Source organism: Psychrobacter sp. van23A (assembly GCF_030845275.1).
Lineage (GTDB): Bacteria > Pseudomonadota > Gammaproteobacteria > Pseudomonadales > Moraxellaceae > Psychrobacter > Psychrobacter faecalis.
Window position 1 is genome coordinate 2,259,477 of sequence record NZ_CP132595.1, and the last position, 19,919, is coordinate 2,279,395.

Genomic DNA, 19,919 nt, shown 5'->3' on the forward strand with positions numbered 1-19,919 from the left:
CGTAAAAGTAAGACTATTCTAATCGTTTTAATAGGTATTTTTGATCCGCTTGTTATTATCAACCTTATCTAATTCATATGAGTTTTTTTGCTATCATTCTACTTAATTAGAGGCGCTGCTAAGGCTTATTTGACTTATCGTTTATAAAGTTATTTTTCGATATTAGCGTACTGCTTTTTACTCTATAAAAGCTGCTATGACTTTTTATAGAATTCATACCGTTAAAATCAAGGGGCAGTTGTGACACTTTATATTCTCGCAGCCATCGTAATATGCATTATTTTAGGCTATACCACCAAAATCAATATCGGCTTGTTTGCTATTGCGTTTTCGTATCTGATTGGTTGTTTCGGTATGGGTCTAAAGGCTTATGAGATTATTGAGCTATGGCCGCTAAAAATCTTCTTTGTTATTTTTGCTGTGACGCTTTTTTATAACTTCCCTCTCGCAAACGGTGCGTTAGAGAAATTATCGAATCATTTAATCTATAGGTGTCGTCATTTTCCAGCATTTTTGCCATTGATTATATTTTTTGTTGCTACAGTTGTCGCAGGCTTAGGCGCAGGCTATTACACCGTTTTAGCGACAATGGCACCGATGATTTTGCTTTTGTCTAAACGCACCAATTTAAATATCGTCATTGCCACCTTATCTGTCAATTATGGCGCGCTCGCCGGTGCTAACTTTATTACCTCACAAAGCGGCGTTATCTTTAGGGAGCTGATGCGCGGCGCAGGTGTGGCAAACGACAATAGCTTTACGTATGTTTTAGGGGTTTTCGCTGCTACTTTTGTCATACCTGTAATTCTCTTGGGTGGCTATAGCGTGTTCAATGCCAAAAATAGCAAAATCTCGATTCAAACGACAGTGCCAGAGCCTTTTGATAGTAAGCAAAAACAATCTATTATGCTGATTTTTATCATGATGGCGACTGTGCTTATCGTGCCCATTTTAAATCTGCTCATGCCGCAAATATCAGCGATTGAGTTTTTGAACGCTCGGATCGATATTGGTTTTATCGCGGTTATTTTTGCTTTAATCAGCCTATTTTTAAAGTTAGGCGACGAAAGAGCGGTGATAGCACTCATACCTTGGAATACGCTTATTATGATTTGCGGTGTCGGTATGTTGATTCGCCTCGGTGTAGAGGTAGGAGTTATTTACGAGCTAACCGAATGGCTCAGTACCAACGTCCCTATCTGGTTGATACCGACGCTAGTCTTCGTTATCAGCGCAATCATGTCCGTATTTGCCAGTACACTTGGCGTCGTCGCCCCTACTTTATTTCCTATAGTGTTACCCCTAGCCGTTGCTTCTGGCATAAGTCCTTTATTACTCTTTACCTGTATTGTTGTGGGCGCGCAAAGCTCATCACTGTCACCTTTTTCATCAGGTGGTAGTCTCATGTTAGGCGCCTCTCAAGTCGTTATAGAAAAAAATAAGCTCTTTACTGCTCTGTTATTCAAAGCTGTGCCCTTAGACATTTGTGTTGGGATAATAGCAATCTTAGTGATCCAACTTATCTTTTAATCCCTTATAAATAAGAGAAAGCTATAAAAGTGTTTGTTATTTATAACTGAAAGCTAAGCATAGGAATAATAGTCAATACCCTTATGCGTCTCTATAGTATAATAAAATTCATACAGACATACATATGTTTCTTGTCATTTACAAAATATTCTGTTACTTTTATACAGTGACAAAAAAACATATTTTGATGAAGTACAGTAACTTCGTTAGTCTGATCGTAGCTTCAAACCTTAATAACGGGTTGCGCCGATCAGAATTCTATTGAAACTTTAGTATAAATATACACACAAGGAGTGTCGTGTGAAAAAACTTTCCTATCTGGCTCTTGGCCTATCTATTCTATCTTTGACTGCCTGTAATAACGCTAATGAAACGGCCAGTACAGATGCAGCAGCGACAGATGGCTCAAGTGAGCTGACTGCTCCTTCACGTCCTGAATGTATCGCACCTGCCAAGCCAGGCGGCGGCTTTGACTTGACTTGTAAGCTTGCTCAAGCGGGTTTGAAAGACACTGGCATCTTAAAAGACCCTATGCGTGTGACTTATATGCCAGGCGGGGTTGGTGCGGTTGCTTATAACAAAATCGTTGCCAATGATCGTGATAACGGTGATGCCATTATTGCCTTCTCAACCGGCTCTATTCTTAATTTATCGCAAGGTAAATTTGGTAAATTCACTGAAAAAGATGTGAAATGGCTAGCCGGTGTCGGCACAGATTATGGCGCTGTCGCCGTCAATGCGGATTCAGACATCAAAACTTTAGATGATTTGGTTAAGGTTCTAAAAACAAATCCAAAATCAGTCAGCTTCGGCGCGGGCGGTAGTGTCGGCGGTCAAGATTGGATGCAAACTGCCATATTGGCCAAAGCCGTTGGCGTCAACCCTAACGACATGACCTATGTTGCAATGGAAGGCGGCGGTGAAGCAATCACAGCGGTTATGGGTAATCACATCACCGCCGTTAGTGCAGGCATTGCCGAGCTTATGCCGCAAACCACTGCTGGTAAATTGCGCGTCCTAGCCGTATTTGCCGATGAAAGGTTAGGTGGCACTATGAGCGATATTCCTACTGCTAAAGAGCAAGGCTATGATGTCACGTGGCCGGTCGTACGTGGATATTACATGGGTCCAGATGTGAGCCCAAGTGCTTATAACTGGTGGAAGAATGCCTTTGATAAGATGCTTGCTGATCCAAAGTTTGCTGAGCTACGTGAACAGCAAGAATTATTGCCATTCTCTATGACCGGTGAAGAGCTACAAGAGTATGTTTATAAGCGTACGGGTGAGCTTCGTGAGTTGTCTGCTGAATACGGTCTTGTTGAGGCTGAAGCCAAATAGTGAGCTTGGTGTTCAATCACGTTATTGATTGAATACTAAAGTTTGATCGTATTCTTAAAAGGCTGGCAGAAAATAGAGATGCCAGCCTTTTTGCCCTAACATTCTAGGAGTCCTATTATGACTATGGAACGTCTGTTTTCTGGGCTAATGGCACTGGTGAGCTTATTTTTAATATACCTAGCCATTGGCTATGTCGCTCCTATTGCCTATGATCCCATCGGCCCTCGTCCTTACCCGATTTTAATCTTTTCATTGCTGGCATTTGGCGCGCTAGTTGTTGCTTTTCGTCCAGCAAGCTTTACCAAGCCGATAGAATTAGGGCTTACCAAACCAATTATTAGAAACTTAGTACTCTGTGCGCTTGCGTTACTCGTCTATGGTTTGATTTTTGAGGTACTGGGCTTTATTGTTGCCACCATTCTGATGTCCTTTGCCGTAGGTTTACTATTTGCTGGCAACCCGCTTAAAAGCTTTATCTTTTCAGTGTTAATCAGTATTGGCTTATACGTCTTATTTGACATACTTTTGGATGTCAAATTACCACTTGGATTATTATCAGGGATAATAGGATAGCCAGTATGGATACTTTTGAATTTTTAATGCACGGTTTCGCTATTGCATCTACCCCAGAGAACTTACTGATTGCACTTATCGGTGCTTTTTTGGGTACCATTGTCGGTATGTTGCCTGGACTTGGTCCTATTAACGGTGTGGCGATATTACTGCCTTTCGCCTTTGCTTTAGGATTACCACCAGAAAGTGCGCTCATCTTACTTGCCGCCGTCTATCTTGGTTGTGAATATGGTGGTCGTATCTCCGCCATTCTCATTAACGTGCCAGGTGATGCTGGCGCTATTATGACGACATTAGATGGTTATCCATTAGCCAAACAAGGCAAGGCCGGTATTGCACTTTCTTTATCCGCCGTCAGCTCCTTCGTTGGTGCGACGATTGCCACGATCGGTGTGGTTTTATTTGCCCCGTTATTAGCCAAGTGGGCCATCTCATTTGGGCCCGCCGAATATTTTGTATTGATGGTATTTGCTATTACCTGTCTCAGCGGTTTGGTCGGTGATCAACCCATTAAAACTGGTATTGCCGCTCTAATCGGTCTTGGTTTAGCGACGGTTGGTGTCGATGCGGTTACAGGGATTTACCGCTTTACTTTTGATTCGGTCAACCTATCTGATGGTATTCAATTCACCACTATTGTGATTGGTTTTTTCAGTGTCAGTGAAATCTTAATCTTACTCGAAAAAACTACTACTGGACACAAGGTAATTGAGCAAGGTAAGCGTAGTTTATTAAACCTTAAAGAGTTTATGTTTACCTTAGGCGCGATGTTACGTAGTGGTTTAATGGGCTTTGTTGTTGGTATTTTACCGGGTGCAGGGGCTACTATTGCGAGTGCCATGACTTATGCCAGTGAACGCAAAATCGCTGGTGACAAAGGTACGTTTGGTGACGGTGATCTGCGCGGTGTTGCATCGCCAGAGGCAGCGAATAATGCCTCAGCTTGTGGCTCGTTTGTGCCTATGCTGACTTTAGGTGTGCCAGGTTCAGGTACTACAGCGGTTATGATGGGTGCGCTAACTTTGTACAACATCACTCCGGGCCCGCAGTTATTTACCGAGCAGCCTGATATCGTTTGGGGTCTGATTGCCTCTTTATTTATCTGTAACGTTATTTTGCTGGTAATGAATATTCCATTGGTTGGCTTATTTGCAAAATTGCTAAATGTGCCAAATTATATCTTAATACCAGCAATTGCTGCGGTCAGCTTTGTTGGAGTATACTCAATCCATAGTACGACTTTTGATTTGGTCTTTATGGTCGCACTTGGGGTGTTCGGTTATTTCTTACGTAAGTTAAACTTTCCATTATCAGCGCTTATTTTAGGTTATGTTTTGGGCGAGCTGATGGAATCCAATTTAAGACGCGCGCTATCTATTTCTCAAGGTGAGCTAAGTATTCTGTGGGGCAGCCCTATCACTATGGTGTTATGGTTATTGGCTATTTTGATGGTGTTTATGCCAGTGTTGCGCAGTATCTATCGCAGAAAATTTAAGCCTGCTGTTTAGTTTTTAGCGATTCTGTTTTTGAAACACTCTGCTGTGGTGGTTATACTTTAAGTATGATCACCATTTTTTTATGAAAATTAGCGCCTACCTTCTCATTAAAATTGGATAAATTGGCAATGGTCAGATAAAAAGCTGTTGCCGCTGGTGAGCCAAGTGCGATTGCGTCAGGGTCAGCTTCTTGGAGGATTGCTGACGCTAGGATTTGATTTAAATGTTGAAGCTCAGTTAGACGCCGTTACTCTTGAAATCGTTAAAACATCTGACATCGCAGGCGAGGTTTTAAAAACAGATCAAGTAAGATCCTCTGTTGCTCGGCATTTAGGGGTTGATAACCATAATATGCCTGCGGCCTCACGAGAAATTGATGCAGTGGTTGAGATGATGTTAGATGCAACATTCCACTATCAAAAGCCGTTATTGTTAGAAGATTTGCTCGGTTGGCATCGAGCGCAGTTCCCAGAAGGCTATGACCGAGAGCGAGTCCTAGTTATACCCTCCCGCAACCTTCTTGACAGCTTCATCGTTAAATTCGGCTCTGGAAGGTAGTTTTCTTGTTCCTGGTAAGCTCCGACTAATACGCCTAGTTTACCAAGTTTAGCTCTACGGTTTCTTCAGCATAGCTCATTGATGCTACCAGTGATACCAGTGCGCATGTCTTTTTCAATTTCTTCCCAAACGTATAAAATCTTGCGACCACCAAAAGGACGTATGTAATGAATGCCCTCAATAAGTACGCTATCCTTAAGCTCACTACGGATCGTGCGCGGATTGTATTTGATACGCTCAGAAAGCTCTTGGGTTGTCAGGTAAGTGTGTGACATAATACATTCCTTATATAAAGTTTAATCATAATGGTACTTTTGAACATCATAGTTGTAATTTAACATATTTTTATAACTATGTAAGTACTTTTTACAACTAAGATTGGAGTTTTAATGTGATAGTTAATCATTTACCGACTTTGTTAGCCGAAAGAAGATTAAAGGTAGCGGATGCCGTACGCTCTACAGGAATCAGCAAAACGACGTTACATAAAATATATAACGACCAATCATCAAGAATTGATTTTGATACCATTGATAAGCTGTGTGAGTTCTTAGAAGTTGAGGTTGGAGATATCTTTGAATATGTTGCTAGCTCCGATGCGGAGAATGTACAAGCGCTAGACTCTAAGAAAAATTAATCATAAGCTTAGGCTGTATAGTTAACTGCAGATTTAGATACGATTTATCATATGTGTTAGACATTAAAAAACCCAAATCACGTGATGATTCGGGCTTTCGCTAATATAGACTTTCAAAACATGTAAACTACAAACATTGATAGTATTTAAGGTTGAGGTCAAAAAGCTCCATTATTTAACGAGCCAAAAATACGTTAGGCACGCCTTGGGCACATTTTAGGCACACAGGATTTTTAATAGAGTTTACTTGCGAATAGAAAAACAGAGTTTTTAACTAATGTATAATTTCGATTTGCGCTACAGCCCTTATAAAACGGGCATAAAAAAAGCCCCAATCTTTATGATTGGGGCTTTCGAATCTGGTAGGCGTAACTAGATTCGAACTAGCGACCTCTACCATGTCAAGGTAGGTCAACCAAAACCCATAAATGTATCTTATATTACATCCCTTTATTTATAATGCCTACAGCGATTTTTAACTTCACGAAAACGCAAAGTTATTTAAAATCATATTAGATTTATTTCGTAAATAGGCACTATAAAATTATAGTGTTTTTACCTCCACTCCCTCCTCGGTTTTTTGAGCTAATTACCTATATTTTCTCCACTTTTTCTGTCCTTTTTACTAAAAAGGCTAGGTTTAACTCATCATTTCGGCGATGACTTTCCTTGTTTATTAAGTTCAATCTCTGCATAATATAAGGAGAATAGCCCTCTAACTTCTGCAGGTTTTGGTCTTATTATGAAACACGTTACTTATATTCATGAACACCCCAATTGGACAGATTGGCAATGGTCAGATAAAAAACTGTTGCCGCTGGTAAGCCAAGTGCGATTGCTTCAAGGTCAGCTTCTCGGAAAATTGCTGACACTAGGATTTGATTTAAATGTTGAAGCTCAGTTAGACGCCGTTACTCTTGAAATCGTTAAAACATCTGAGATCGAAGGTGAAATTTTAAAAACAGATCAAGTAAGATCCTCTGTTGCTCGGCATTTAGGGGTTGATGACCATAATATGCCTGCAGCCTCACGAGAAATTGATGCAGTGGTTGAGATGATGCTAGATGCAACATTCCACTATCAAAAGCCCTTATTGTTAGAAGATTTGCTCGGTTGGCATCGAGCGCTGTTCCCAGAAGGCTATAGCGGGCTTTATCGTATTAAAGTCGGTAAGCTTCGGGATGACAGTCAAGGCGCTATGCAAGCAGTTTCAGGAGGCTATGGCCGAGAGCGAGTGCATTTTGTTGCTCCTCATGCAGACAGGATTTTTGATGAGTTGGATCTTTTTTTACAGTGGCTTAATATGCCGTCTAGCCAGCAAGATAATTTAGATTTGGTCATTAAAGCGGGTATCGCGCATTTATGGTTTGTGACGTTGCATCCTTTCGATGATGGTAATGGACGGCTGACAAGAGCAATCACGGAGCGAATGCTAGCAAAAAGTGATGGTAGCGCTCAGCGCTTTTATAGTATGTCCGCGCAAATTCTAAATCGGCGCAATGATTATTATAAGGTGTTGGAACGTACACAAAAAGGCGATCGCGATATTACTTTGTGGCTGGTTTGGTTTTTAGAAACGCTGAAAGACGCTTTACTTGCAGCTCAAGCGACCACCGATAAAATTATGGATAAAGCCAGCTTTTGGCAGATGCATCGACATCATGCGTTAAATGATAGACAGATTAAGATGCTTAATAGTTTGATGAGTGACTTTTACGGCAAGTTGACCACTAAAAAATGGGCGACTATTAATAAGTGCTCGATTGATACCGCACTTCGAGATATCAATGATTTGATAGAAAAAGGAATGTTAGAGAAGTCCGCTGCTTCAGGGCGTAGTACAAATTATGAGATTGTTTTATAAGCTTGGGCACTGATTGACAGCTAGTCCTAGTTATACCCTCCCGCAACCTTCTTGACAGCTTCAGCTTTAAATTCGGCTCTAGGAGGTAGTTTTCTTGTTTCTGGTAAGCTCCGATTAATACGCTTAGTTTACCAAGTTTACCTCTACGGTTTCTTCAGCATAGCTCAGCCCCCTTTGGTTTTTATAGTTAATCAAAACAATATACATATTACAGTAATACTAAACCAGTGAGTACACCTGAAAACCTATCATTAGCCTATACCTAAAACATAAAACTTCTAAACGATAACTTAGCTATCATTAGACTTGTTTCTAAAATTAAATGATAGTAATATCTTGCTATTATCAATGAACATTAATTATTAAGTCTAAGTAATAGAGGTCGCGTTATGACCGTTCGTATTTATGTGAGAGCCAGCACTAAGGATCAAGACGCTAAGAGAGCCTTGTCTGACTTGCTTAGCTTTAGCCAAAGCTATGATGATAACCATGTTGAGTACGTAGAGCATTTCAGTGGTACTAAGCTTGATAGACCAGCACTCACTCTGTTACTCAATGATGCTGAAGAAGGCGATATTCTGCTGGTCGAAAGTGTGGATAGATTAAGCCGGCTATCTCAAGATGATTTTGCGATTCTAAAGCAGCGTATCAAAGATAAGGGCTTACGATTGGTGGTGGCGGATTTACCAACCACGCATACGGTTAGCGAGGGTATGTCTGGAGAGATTCTAAAGGTCATTAACGATATGCTGATCGATTTACTGGCAACCATGGCAAAGCTGGATAACGATAAGCGTAGAGAGCGTATCAAGCAAGGATTGGCCAATAGCGGCTATAAACCTAATGGCAAGAAGCCGAATACCGCAAAACACAACCGTATTAGAGAGTTGGCCAGTCAAACCAATATGACCAAAGAAGAGATCGCTAAGGCAGTAGGTGCGGGGGTTGCGACCGTTTATCGTGTCTTAAAACAGGGCTAACAGCTGAGGTATTTTAAATATTAGCCCATCATAATAATGATGGGCTAATATATTTTGGAAAATACTGCCCTCCCCCTATGGCAGAATAGTTGTCACCCCTAAATATTAATCCAAATGGGGGCACAAGGACCAGTCATGCCATGGGGGGGTTATGAAATAGTACGCAGTGTGCTTTGTAATGTACTTACTATGCATTTTCTATTCGTGTTTATAGGCATCGATACTCGTACTCAGCATTGTTCTCTTGATTAATTTTGATAACCGCATTAGATTAGGAATTGCTATCCTCAATAATTTTTATTACCTAGGATAGCTTCATCTATTTTCTCGTTATTCTTTAAACTGCCAATAGTAAATATCAACAGTATTTATTGATACATCATCAATATGCATCTTTAAAAATTAATACGATATCTTCTTTTGTTCCCTTGCGTGGATTACTAAAGGCATTACCATCTTTTAATGCATTATCTGCCATGAGTTCAAAGTCTTGCTCTTTGACTCCTAATTCGCTGAGATGGCCAGGGATGGCGACATCGGCAGAAAGTCTAAACAAGGCATTAATGGCTTTTTCAGCCGCTTCTATCGCTGAACAACCTACTGTATTTTCTCCGAGAAATTCTGCGATATCAGCAAATTTTTGTACATTGGCGATTAAATTATAACGGCATACATGCGGTAGTAATATCGCATTGGCAACACCATGTGGCATGTCATATAAACCACCGAGTTGATGTGCCATAGCGTGCACATAACCTAAGTTACCATTATTAAAGGCCATACCCGCCAATAGCGAAGCATAAGCCATATTTTCGCGGGCTTTAAGATCACTACCATTGGCGACTGCAGTGCGTAGGTTGTTAGCAATCAGTTTGATAGCTTGAATGGCAGCTGCATCGGTAACTGGATTGGCATCTACTGAAACATAGGCTTCAATAGCATGAGTTAGGGCATCCATACCAGTTGCAGCCGTTAAGGCGCGTGGTTTGCCAATCATCAACAATGGATCGTTGATTGAGACCATAGGCAGGTTACGCCAACTGACGATGACATACTTTAAATGAGTTTCGGTGTCGGTAATCACGCAGTGGCGTGTGACCTCACTGGCAGTGCCCGCCGTGGTGTTTACTGAAACGATCGGTGGAAGTGGATGGCTCAGTGTATCAATGCCCGCATAGTCGCCAATCTTGCCTGGATGTGTTGCCATGATACCGATTGCCTTACCACAATCATGTGGTGAACCCCCACCTACGGTAACGATCATGTCGCATTGATTATCTTGGTAGCATGCTAGTCCGGATGTTACATCGGAATCTTTAGGGTTTGCCTGAACACCAGAAAACACGCTGCTACTGATACCGACTGCATCGAGGTAGGCAATAGTCTTTTCAACAGCACCATCTTTGAGCGTGGCTAAAAACTGGTCGGTGACGATTAAAGCGTGTTTTCCACCTAATATTTGGCAACGTTGTCCTACGACTTCTAAACAGCCTGGACCAAAGAAATTGACGTTAGGTACTAAATAATCATAATAACGCATAAGTAAATATCCTTTTTAAATATGGATCAGATTGGGGTGGTGACTATATGGAGACCTTAGAAGAATCCCATTGAATTGTCGTCATAACTGACTAAGAGATTTTTGGTTTGTTGATAATGGTCCAGCATCATCTTGTGGGTTTCACGACCGATACCTGAATTTTTGTAGCCACCAAAGGCCGCATGCGCAGGATGTAGACCATAGCAGTTTGTCCAGACTCTACCAGCCTTTATAGCGCGACCCATACGATAGGCCAAACTGATATCTCGGGTCCATACCCCTGCCGCAAGACCATATTCAGTATCATTAGCGATAGCAATGGCTTCATCTTCATCTTTAAAGGTAGTGACTGCGACAACAGGGCCGAAGATTTCTTCTTGGAAGATGCGCATTTTGTTATGACCCTTGAGCAGGGTGGGTTGTAAATAGTAGCCTTCTTTTAGTGTGTCTGATGGCACTTGGCTTTCACCACCGATTAAGACTTCTGCACCTTCATTTTTACCAATTTCGATGTAGTCCAATACTTTCTTAAACTGTTGTGCTGAGGCCTGCGCACCCAGCATGGTTTCTGTATCCAGAGGATTACCTTGACGGATATTGCGGACTTTTTCTAAGACCTTGGCCATAAAAGGCTCGTAAATAGATTCATGTATCAATGCACGCGAGGGGCAAGTACAGACTTCACCTTGGTTAAAGAAGCCCATCACCAAACCTTCGACAGCTTTATCGATGAATTTTGGATTGGCCTGCATAATATCGGCAAAGAAAATATTGGGCGATTTACCGCCAAGCTCCATAGTACTTGGAATCAAATTGGCTGCAGCATGTTTCATGATATGCATGCCAGTTGGGGTTGAGCCGGTAAAGGCGACTTTAGCAATGCGACGACTTGAAGCAAGTGCTTCACCAGCTTCGTTACCGAAACCATGTACCACGTTGAGTACACCCGCTGGTAGGAGGTCGCCAATCAACTCCAACAGTACGGTCATCGACAGTGGAGTTTGCTCGGCAGGTTTAAGTACGATGGCATTACCAGCTGCAAGTGCAGGTGCCAATTTCCATGCGGCCATCAAGAGTGGAAAGTTCCATGGAATAATCTGTGCTACCACGCCGAGTGGTTCATGAAAGTGGTAAGCTGCCATAGTTTCGTTGATTTCAGATGCACCACCTTCTTGAGCGCGAATACAGCCAGCAAAATAGCGGAAGTGGTCTGCTGAAAGTGGTACGTCAACGTCGAGAGTTTCACGAATCGGTTTACCATTGTCCCAAGTTTCAGTTACAGCTAGATATTCAAGATTGGCTTCGATTCGATCAGCTATTTTTAATAAGACCAATGAACGGTCTTGGACGGAGGTTTTACCCCATGCTTCTGCTGCGGCATGGGCCGCATCAAGGGCCAAGTCCACATCAGCTTGTTGAGAACGTGGAAATTCACCACAAGGTTCATTGTTTATTGGAGTATTGTTAATGAAATATTCGCCTCCTATAGGTTCGACGAATTTGCCACCGATGTAGTTGCCGTAGCGTGGCTTAATACTAAGTAAGCTATTTGCGTGTCCTGGTGCTGCATAAATCATGCTCGTTCCCTCTTGTTTTTGTCCCAGTATCCATACTGTTTACAGCAATATTTTCTACATTGCTTATTAAAGGACGTAGATAAAAAAGTATACATAACGATAAGATGATTATCGTTATGTATACTTTTAACGTAGTAATTTTGATTTGTCAATTCTTATTAGTGTAATGGCACCATAAGCAAATTATTAAATGAGAATTCTTCAGATATGTTTATGCAGGTATGTTTTTAAGAGTATATTTAAAAGAATACTAGTAATAAGCAATCAAGCCTGATATCAGATTAGCAGTGGGTACTGTAACAGCACAATCTGTAAAGATTTTAGTCTTGCATATTTTTCAACTTGAAAACCACCGTCTCAATTAAAGAGCGGTGGTTGATTAGAATATTATCTAGAGGCTTAAGCGCTTGTACTTTATATTTCGCCCATGTAAGAGGTCCTGTTTCTATTTAAACTTGTATTAGTGGACTTTCGAACTGAGATTAATATAGACGAGCTTTATGTTGGCATAGAAAACTGCTTCTCTTCTCGTATTGCTGCACTAGGCCAACGCTGAGTAACAGTTTTTCGGCGAGTAAAAAATCTTACACCGTCTGGACCATACATAAATAGATCTCCGAACAATGAGCGCTTCCAACCTCCAAAGCTTTGTGATGCTACTGGCACTGGTAATGGGATATTTACCCCAACCATGCCGACTTGGATATTATCAACGAAATAGCGAGCCGCTTCTCCATCTCTGGTATAAATACACGTTCCATTACCATACTCATGTTCATTTATAAGCTCTATAGCTTCTTCCATTGTCTGAACACGCATAATTTGAAGTACTGGACCAAAAATTTCTGCATCATAACTGTCCATCTCTTTTGTCACACTGTCTATCAGAGTAGGACCAACGAAAAACCCTTTCTCATGACCTGCTGGTGCCGCATTAGAACCATCAATGATTACTTTTGCTCCTTGGTTTGCAGCACTTTTGATATGCTCCAAAATTTTAGTTTTATGAGCCTGAGTAATGACAGGGCCAAAATCATTTTCTTTGTCCGAATAAGCACCTAGTTTTAGTTGCTGTATTGCCGGCTGCAATGCTTCAACCATTTTATCAGCAATATCATCACCTACTGCTACCGCAACAGATAAAGCCATACAACGTTCGCCTGACGAGCCAAATGCAGCCCCTAATAGAGAAGTGACCACATTATCTAGGTCCGCATCAGGCATGACGATTGCATGATTTTTTGCCCCGCCTAGAGCTTGACATCTTTTACCTTGGGCTGTTGCTGTAGTGTAGATATACTCAGCAATTGGAGTAGATCCTACAAAACTTATAGCTTCAATATCTGAATGATGTAATAGAGCATCAACCGCCTCTTTACCTCCGTTAACGACGTTAAGAACACCATCAGGTAAACCCGCCTCTTTTAAAAGTTTTGCGATAAACAGCGATGCACTTGGATCACGTTCAGATGGCTTTAGAATAAAGGTGTTTCCACAGACGATAGCCATAGGAAACATCCAAAGAGGAACCATAACAGGAAAATTAAATGGGGTGATGCCAGCCACTACTCCTAGTGGATGAAACTCACTCCAAGAATCAATATCTGGACCCGCATTACGACTATGTTCGCCTTTTAATAACTCTGGTGCACCACAAGCATATTCAACGTTTTCGATACCGCGTTGTAATTCACCGGCGGCATCATGCGAAATTTTTCCATGCTCTTCGCCAATTAGCCTGCAAATTTCATCAGCATTTTTTTCTAATAGCTCTTTGAATTTGAACATGACTCTAGCGCGTTTCATCGGTGGCGTTTTACGCCATGCTGGAAAGGCCGCTTTTGCAGCGATAACCGCTTCATCAATAGTTTTAGAACTACCTAAAGCAACCTGTTTACTTACTTCACCAGTAGAAGGGTTATAAATAGGTTGTGTTTGGCTCGCTTCATTAATTTCCTGACCATTAATAAAATGTCCGATAGTTTGCATAATATATATTCCTTTTATAGCATTTAGTTTATACGTAGATTAAAAGTAAGCTTTAGTTTTATTAGCTTGTCGAAACATCATCTGAGCTACTTTCTGCCCATAACAATGTATAAAGTTGAACCATTTCTTCCAAACTCGGTATTCGGGGGTTGTTGTTAGGTGAACCAGAGGAAAATGCTTGTTCACACATGGTATTTATTAGCGCATCAAAATCAGTTTTTTGAACTCCAAATTGTTCCAATGTAGGCACTTTGAGCTCGATATTGAGGTTTTTCAGATACGTAATCAAATTTATATTCGCTTGATTATCAGTATCATCAAAGCTCGCCACTCCTAATGCTCGTGCACAATCTGCATATCGTTCTGGAGTGCCTGATATGCCAAATTCAGTAATAGTTGGCAATAGCATCGCATTTGATAAACCATGCGGTACGTGAAAAAAAGCGCCAATCGGTCTGCTCATTCCATGCACCAAAGCCACCGATGAATTACAGAATGCAATACCAGCTAACGTAGAACCTAACATCATGGCTTCACGAGCATCCTCATCTTCGCCATTATGATAGGCCTTTTGTAGATTGGGCCCAATCAAACGTAATGCAGCTAAAGCCTGTTGATCACTATAAGCGTTACGTTTTTGACTGACATAAGCCTCTATAGCGTGAGTCATTGCATCAATGCCAGTATCAGCAGTGGTTCGAGGAGGCACACTCATAGTAAGGCTATAATCAATAATGGCGGCTATAGGCATAAATCCCATACCAACGCATAACAACTTTTCGTTATTTGTTTCATCAGTAATAATAGTAAATCGAGTAACCTCTGACCCTGTTCCGGCCGTAGTAGGTATCGCAATAATAGGTAAACCTGCTTCATTTACTTGACGAGGAAATTTATAGTCATTAATGACGCCACCAAATTTCCCTAAAATTGAAATTGCTTTTGCGCTATCTATAGGACTACCGCCACCTAAGGCAATCAAACCATCATATTCTTGGTGCCGTACCTGCTGCACCCCTGACTCAATAGAGCTTTCAGTAGGCTCAGGCATAGTATCTGAGAATACATCAGCTGTAATCTGAACCTCTTTTAAAATGGTTTGTAGTTTATCCACATAACCCAGTTTAACCATCATCTCATCCGTAATGATGAGAGGCTTTTTGATACCTAAGCTATCTAATATCGTCGGCAGCTTTTGACATGCATCGCGGCCTACCTCCATGATTCTTGGTAGAAGAATACTATGTGACATATTTACCTATCCTTGTGTTGATCACTATGTGTTTAATACTGTGCTAAAACGAGCCTATTAATGTACCTAAGGTAATGACTGCTATGAGTGCAAGCACAGGTACCGCAACAGCTACCACAAAGATATCTTTATAAGACTCTCTATGAGTGAGCTGACAAATTACGAGTAGAGTTATAACTGCACCATTATGAGGAAGAGCATCTAAACCACCTGATGCTATAGAAGCTACACGATGCATTAACTCGGGATTGATACCAAATTGAGAAGCTAACTGAAGATAGTTGTCCCCCATGGTATTGAGAGCAATACTTAGTCCACCAGACGCTGAGCCAGTAATACCCGCCATAACGTTTACGAAAACAGCCTCTGAAATTAGAGGGTTCTCCGGAGACAAACCTAATAAGAATTCTTTTACAATGATAAACCCGGTTAAAGTAGCGATAACCGATCCATATCCAACTTCAGATGCCGTGTTAAAAATTGGTAGCAATGACCCTAGCGCACCCTCACTGAGCGATTCTTTTAGGTCCTTCCAACGCTTCCAATTGAGCAGAATCATCGCTCCGCAAGACACTACCAAAGCTATAACAATAGCCCAAATACCAAGAACTTTAGATAGAGGAACAGCGCCAAACTCTTCAGTTGCTAGATAGCTGTTATCCATACTAGGTAATAGCCATTTTGTGCAAATGAAATTAATCAATATGACTAAGATGATTGGTAATAACGCTACAAGTAATGAAGGCTTGGCGCTATGATCGACTACCGCTAACTTATCATGATGATGTTGACCATAACCCTCTCCTGCATTTAGAGCTGTTTTAGTACGATAATTAAGCCAAATCATTCCGCCTACTAACATGATCAAGCCACCAATAGCACCAAGACCAGGGGCAGCAAAAGAATCTGTTTTGAAAAATGGCATAGGAATGGCATTTTGAATTGCCGGTGTCCCTGGTAAAGCGGTCATCGTGAAGGTCAAAGCACCCAAGGCGATAGCACCAGGAATAAGTCTTTTAGGGATGTTCAATTCGCGAAATAAAGCAGCAGCGATTGGGTATACAGCAAAGCCCACTACAAACAATGACACACCGCCGTACGTTAAAATCGCACAGGCCATGACGATAGATAAAACAGCTTGCTTCTTACCGAGTTTAGTGACGAGTGACTCTGAGATGCTAAGTGCGGAACCTGAATCATCCATCAACTTACCAAATATAGCGCCTAGTAGAAAAAGCGGGAAGAAGCTGATGATGTATCCACCCAGACCTTTCATAAATACTTGCGTATAGACGCCTAGCATCGTATTAGCCTCACCACTTAAAAGCACAGCAAGCATTGCTAGCAAAGGCGCTAACAAAATCACGCTATGACCACGGTAGGCCAAATACATTAATAAACCTAACGACAGCAAAATGGGCAATAAACTTATCATATGCACTCCCTGTGCTATATATACATAAAATCCATTTCATTATTTTCACATAACGATAAAATTTATATCGTTATGTGAAAATAACAGAATATTTTTATAATGACAAGTCTTAAATCATTAAATATTATCGTTATAATGATTAGAAACATTAGAAGTCATATGGTTAGGGAGTGACAAAGATATGAGTAATACTAAAAAGAAGGGCTCAAGTGTTGAGCGGGTTTTGCAAATTGTGGAAATTCTGGCGAGATCGCAAAGACCAATGAGCGTTAGCGACTTAGCAGATACATTGGATGTACCTATACCTAGTATGTACAGGTTATTAGATCAGCTACAAAATATCGGGTTTGTACAATTGGACTTGCCTGGGAAGGTGACCTCTGGGAAAAGAACCTATAAGTTAGCTATGGACCTATTACAGAATAATCATTTTAAAATTGAAAGACTTGCAATATTACAGCAGCTTTCAGCACAAATAGGAGAAACCGTAGGCATTGCAATTATGAAAGACCTAGATGTAGTTTATGTAGATCGCGTTTTATCTGATTGGCCACTTCAAATATATCTGCCAGTAGGAACTCATGTACCGATTTGGGCAAGTGCAAGTGGGAAGTTATTCTTATCACAACTATCCAATGCAAAATGCGAACGTATCATTAATAAAATATCGATACATGCATTAACTACCAATACGCAAACAGATAAAAAGCAATTGATGCAGACTATTTCTAAGACACGGGATACTAGAGTGGGGATAGACAACGAAGAGTTTATTCCAGGCATGGTTGCTTGTGCTGTACTCATTCCTAATGATGAAAATAAAACGTTTGCTACAGTATTCACCCATGGTCCAACTGTAAGAAAAACTTTGGATGAGCTATTAGAATATGTACCTATTATGCGAGAAGCTGCTCTCGAGCTATCCGTTACTTTTAATCAGGACTATGAATAAATTATTAGCAATGTTTATTATTTATGATACCCGTCAACTCACCTTGACCTAAGCGAATAATTTTATAGAAACTAATTTGGGATATATTAATCAGACAGTACGAGGAATTACTATTCGTGGCAACAAACGTCAGTAATTGAAAATGGTATATTTTAGGTATACACCACTTAAGCCAGTCAAATAGACCGCTTAAAATAGACTGGATACAGTCGAACATGAAATGGTAAATTAACTATCCATTATTTATAGTAATAAGTGAACTTGCCAATTTAAGAATAGGTGGCCATTTGTTTAGGAATATTTAATTCTTTATTTTTATTTGTAAACAGCTGATATATAAGGCTTTACACGCGAGGCAAGCAGACTTTGTTTACAGAATAGGCACTCTATTACTACGTAGCTGTGTTAAAAGAGGGGTATTTACCACCTTCAATTTCGATCAATTATGCCCACTTAAAACGCCCCTCGATCTTTATCTAAAGACATCACAGCGTCATATAAAAATCGATTTAATGCAATAATGCTTCATTATAATCATTATATTGCATTCATAATTGTTTTTACGCAAAATGGCTTATCTATAATCGCTTGAGCCACTCATGATAAACACCCCTACCTTAGACCCTATTGGCGCAGCATGGCTTATCCGTCATGCAAGCATCGAGCTGGTTGCCCCTTTATATGTCAGCAGTAGTATCGGTGGGCGCAGACAAACCTATAAAGACGGTGACGTCATTCATAACGCTTATCAGGAAACCGCGCGTCCACTGGACACAATCATTGCGCACTTACAATTTCACATGCGTCATGAAGTACTGAGTTTAGAGTTACTGACTCGTCTGTTTGAGCAGATAGGGGCTGATGATGTACAAGCATGGGTAAACGCTGAGCCCACAGGCAGCTATGCCCGTAGAATGGCTTTCTTGTATGAGTGGCTCATGGATAAGCAGTTAGCAGTACCGAATAATTTAGGCGGTAACTATGTGGATGCTCTAGATGCTAAGAAGCTGGTGACTTCAAGCCCTGCGCATGTCATCAAGAACGCTCGCTGGCGTATCAATGACAATCTAGCAGGAACCCGTCATTTCTGTCCTCAATTGGTGAAAACAGAGTTGTTTACGCAAGCCGCTGCACTCGATATTGCCACGATGGTTGACAAGCTGAACGATGAATTTGGGCAAGACTTACTGATGCGTGCATCCGTATGGATGACATTACGAGAGAGTAAAGCCAGTTTTACTATAGAAGGTGAAGGGAAAGAGTTAAAACGTATTGAACGTTTCGCCGATGTAATGGCACGGCGTACCGGCAAGGGCGATATTCCGCTTGATCCTGAGTCGCTAGCAGAGTTGCAACAAGACATATTGGGTAGTAAAACTATTATTCAGCAGTACGGCATCCGTCAATCACCAGTTTTTGTGTCGCATACTCAGGTCAATGGCTTTAAAGAGATTGTGCACTATATTGCGCCACCTGCTGATGACATTGCTAATAAGCTAGCAGGATTACAGGTATTTATGGAGAAGACTGAGGGACAATCGGCACTGATACGTAGTGCGGTTGCTTCCTTTGCTTTTGTGTATATTCATCCGCTAGCGGATGGCAATGGCCGAGTACATCGCTTCCTAATTAACGATGTACTCAGACGCGACCAGATCATTCATGAGCCGATTATCCTACCTATATCACAAGCCATTGCTGAGCATCCCTCAGACCGTCATGCCTATGATAAAATTTTAGACCGTGTCTCTGTGCCGCTTATGAAGCAAATCCGTGATCATTACAGCTTTGATAAAAAGGCAGTTACTTACCCTGATGGTATTCGCTCAAACTTAAATTTTGGAAATACTCACCTAATTCAACCTGCATGGCGCTTTATGGATCTAACGCCTCACGTTCAGTACTTATCAGGACTCATTGCTCATGTTATTGAAAAAGAGATGCATAACGAGTCACAGTACCTAAGAAAGCATGACCATGCACGACTGGCGATAAAAGAGATTGTTGAGATGCCCAACAGCTATGCCGATAGAATTATTCGTAGCATGCTACAAAATAAGGGTGTTAAAAGTAATAAGCTATTGAAGGATTATCCGTTTTTGGCAAATGATGAGGTTTGGGACGATATTTTCTCTGTGGTTGTAGAAACCTTTAAAGATGAAGCAGATGGTTTGAATAGTTAGAACAAACCCTGCTAT

16 protein-coding genes are annotated in these 19,919 nt (G+C 41.0%); 10 read left to right on the forward strand and 6 right to left on the reverse strand.

The window, feature by feature from the left end; genetic code table 11:
• Window positions 1-240 precede the first annotated feature (240 nt).
• The 5 genes from RAH45_RS09535 to RAH45_RS09555 all read left to right on the forward strand — a co-directional run bounded on the left by RAH45_RS09535 (window position 241) and on the right by RAH45_RS09555 (window position 5,495).
• Window positions 241-1,530 carry an SLC13 family permease gene (locus tag RAH45_RS09535; protein WP_193031297.1) on the forward strand — a complete coding sequence of 430 codons (1,290 nt, stop codon included), beginning with the start codon at window positions 241-243 and terminating at the stop codon, window positions 1,528-1,530.
• Between the two features lie 300 nt (window positions 1,531-1,830).
• Window positions 1,831-2,868, forward strand: a complete 1,038-nt coding sequence (locus RAH45_RS09540) for a Bug family tripartite tricarboxylate transporter substrate binding protein (protein ID WP_193031295.1) — start codon at window positions 1,831-1,833, stop codon at window positions 2,866-2,868.
• Window positions 2,869-2,985: 117 nt separating this feature from the next.
• Entirely contained in the window at window positions 2,986-3,441 is a 456-nt protein-coding gene (locus tag RAH45_RS09545; protein ID WP_068406033.1) for a tripartite tricarboxylate transporter TctB family protein, read from the forward strand.
• 5 nt (window positions 3,442-3,446) lie between these two features.
• Window positions 3,447-4,949, forward strand: coding sequence for a tripartite tricarboxylate transporter permease (locus RAH45_RS09550; protein ID WP_102076932.1), 1,503 nt, complete (start codon window positions 3,447-3,449; stop codon window positions 4,947-4,949).
• Window positions 4,950-5,093: 144 nt separating this feature from the next.
• Window positions 5,094-5,495 (forward strand): DUF4172 domain-containing protein, encoded by a 402-nt coding sequence (locus RAH45_RS09555; RefSeq protein WP_306495213.1) that lies wholly within the window; start codon window positions 5,094-5,096, stop codon window positions 5,493-5,495.
• A 65-nt stretch (window positions 5,496-5,560) separates the two neighbouring features.
• On the opposite strand, the gene RAH45_RS09560 is transcribed toward RAH45_RS09555, so the two are convergent.
• Window positions 5,561-5,770 carry a hypothetical protein gene (locus RAH45_RS09560; RefSeq protein WP_102076933.1) on the reverse strand — a complete coding sequence of 70 codons (210 nt, stop codon included), beginning with the start codon at window positions 5,768-5,770 and terminating at the stop codon, window positions 5,561-5,563.
• Window positions 5,771-5,886: 116 nt separating this feature from the next.
• Here RAH45_RS09560 and RAH45_RS09565 point away from each other — a divergent pair, with 116 nt between their 5' ends.
• The 3 genes from RAH45_RS09565 to RAH45_RS09575 all read left to right on the forward strand — a co-directional run bounded on the left by RAH45_RS09565 (window position 5,887) and on the right by RAH45_RS09575 (window position 8,976).
• Window positions 5,887-6,132, forward strand: coding sequence for a helix-turn-helix domain-containing protein (locus RAH45_RS09565; RefSeq protein WP_102076934.1), 246 nt, complete (start codon window positions 5,887-5,889; stop codon window positions 6,130-6,132).
• Window positions 6,133-6,874: 742 nt separating this feature from the next.
• Window positions 6,875-7,996 (forward strand): Fic family protein, encoded by a 1,122-nt coding sequence (locus RAH45_RS09570; protein ID WP_306495214.1) that lies wholly within the window; start codon window positions 6,875-6,877, stop codon window positions 7,994-7,996.
• A 389-nt stretch (window positions 7,997-8,385) separates the two neighbouring features.
• Window positions 8,386-8,976, forward strand: coding sequence for a recombinase family protein (locus tag RAH45_RS09575; protein ID WP_306495215.1), 591 nt, complete (start codon window positions 8,386-8,388; stop codon window positions 8,974-8,976).
• Between the two features lie 382 nt (window positions 8,977-9,358).
• Here RAH45_RS09575 and RAH45_RS09580 read toward each other — a convergent pair whose 3' ends face one another.
• The 5 genes from RAH45_RS09580 to RAH45_RS09600 all read right to left on the reverse strand — a co-directional run bounded on the left by RAH45_RS09580 (window position 9,359) and on the right by RAH45_RS09600 (window position 16,769).
• Complete coding sequence (locus RAH45_RS09580; protein ID WP_201560994.1) at window positions 9,359-10,516, reverse strand: iron-containing alcohol dehydrogenase; 1,158 nt, start codon at window positions 10,514-10,516, stop codon at window positions 9,359-9,361.
• Between the two features lie 56 nt (window positions 10,517-10,572).
• Window positions 10,573-12,093, reverse strand: coding sequence for an aldehyde dehydrogenase family protein (locus tag RAH45_RS09585; protein ID WP_201560993.1), 1,521 nt, complete (start codon window positions 12,091-12,093; stop codon window positions 10,573-10,575).
• Window positions 12,094-12,591: 498 nt separating this feature from the next.
• Complete coding sequence (locus RAH45_RS09590) at window positions 12,592-14,082, reverse strand: CoA-acylating methylmalonate-semialdehyde dehydrogenase (RefSeq protein WP_306495216.1); 1,491 nt, start codon at window positions 14,080-14,082, stop codon at window positions 12,592-12,594.
• Between the two features lie 61 nt (window positions 14,083-14,143).
• Window positions 14,144-15,334, reverse strand: a complete 1,191-nt coding sequence (locus RAH45_RS09595; protein WP_306495217.1) for an iron-containing alcohol dehydrogenase — start codon at window positions 15,332-15,334, stop codon at window positions 14,144-14,146.
• A 43-nt stretch (window positions 15,335-15,377) separates the two neighbouring features.
• On the reverse strand, window positions 15,378-16,769 hold the full coding sequence (locus tag RAH45_RS09600) for a GntP family permease (protein WP_298872567.1): 1,392 nt from the start codon (window positions 16,767-16,769) through the stop codon (window positions 15,378-15,380).
• A gap of 181 nt (window positions 16,770-16,950) precedes the next feature.
• Between RAH45_RS09600 and RAH45_RS09605 the strand changes: the two genes are divergently transcribed.
• Window positions 16,951-17,721, forward strand: coding sequence for an IclR family transcriptional regulator (locus RAH45_RS09605; RefSeq protein ID WP_174660670.1), 771 nt, complete (start codon window positions 16,951-16,953; stop codon window positions 17,719-17,721).
• A 599-nt stretch (window positions 17,722-18,320) separates the two neighbouring features.
• A complete protein-coding gene (locus RAH45_RS09610; RefSeq protein WP_306495218.1) occupies window positions 18,321-19,904 on the forward strand; it encodes a Fic family protein in 1,584 nt (527 codons plus the stop codon).
• Window positions 19,905-19,919 lie beyond the last annotated feature (15 nt).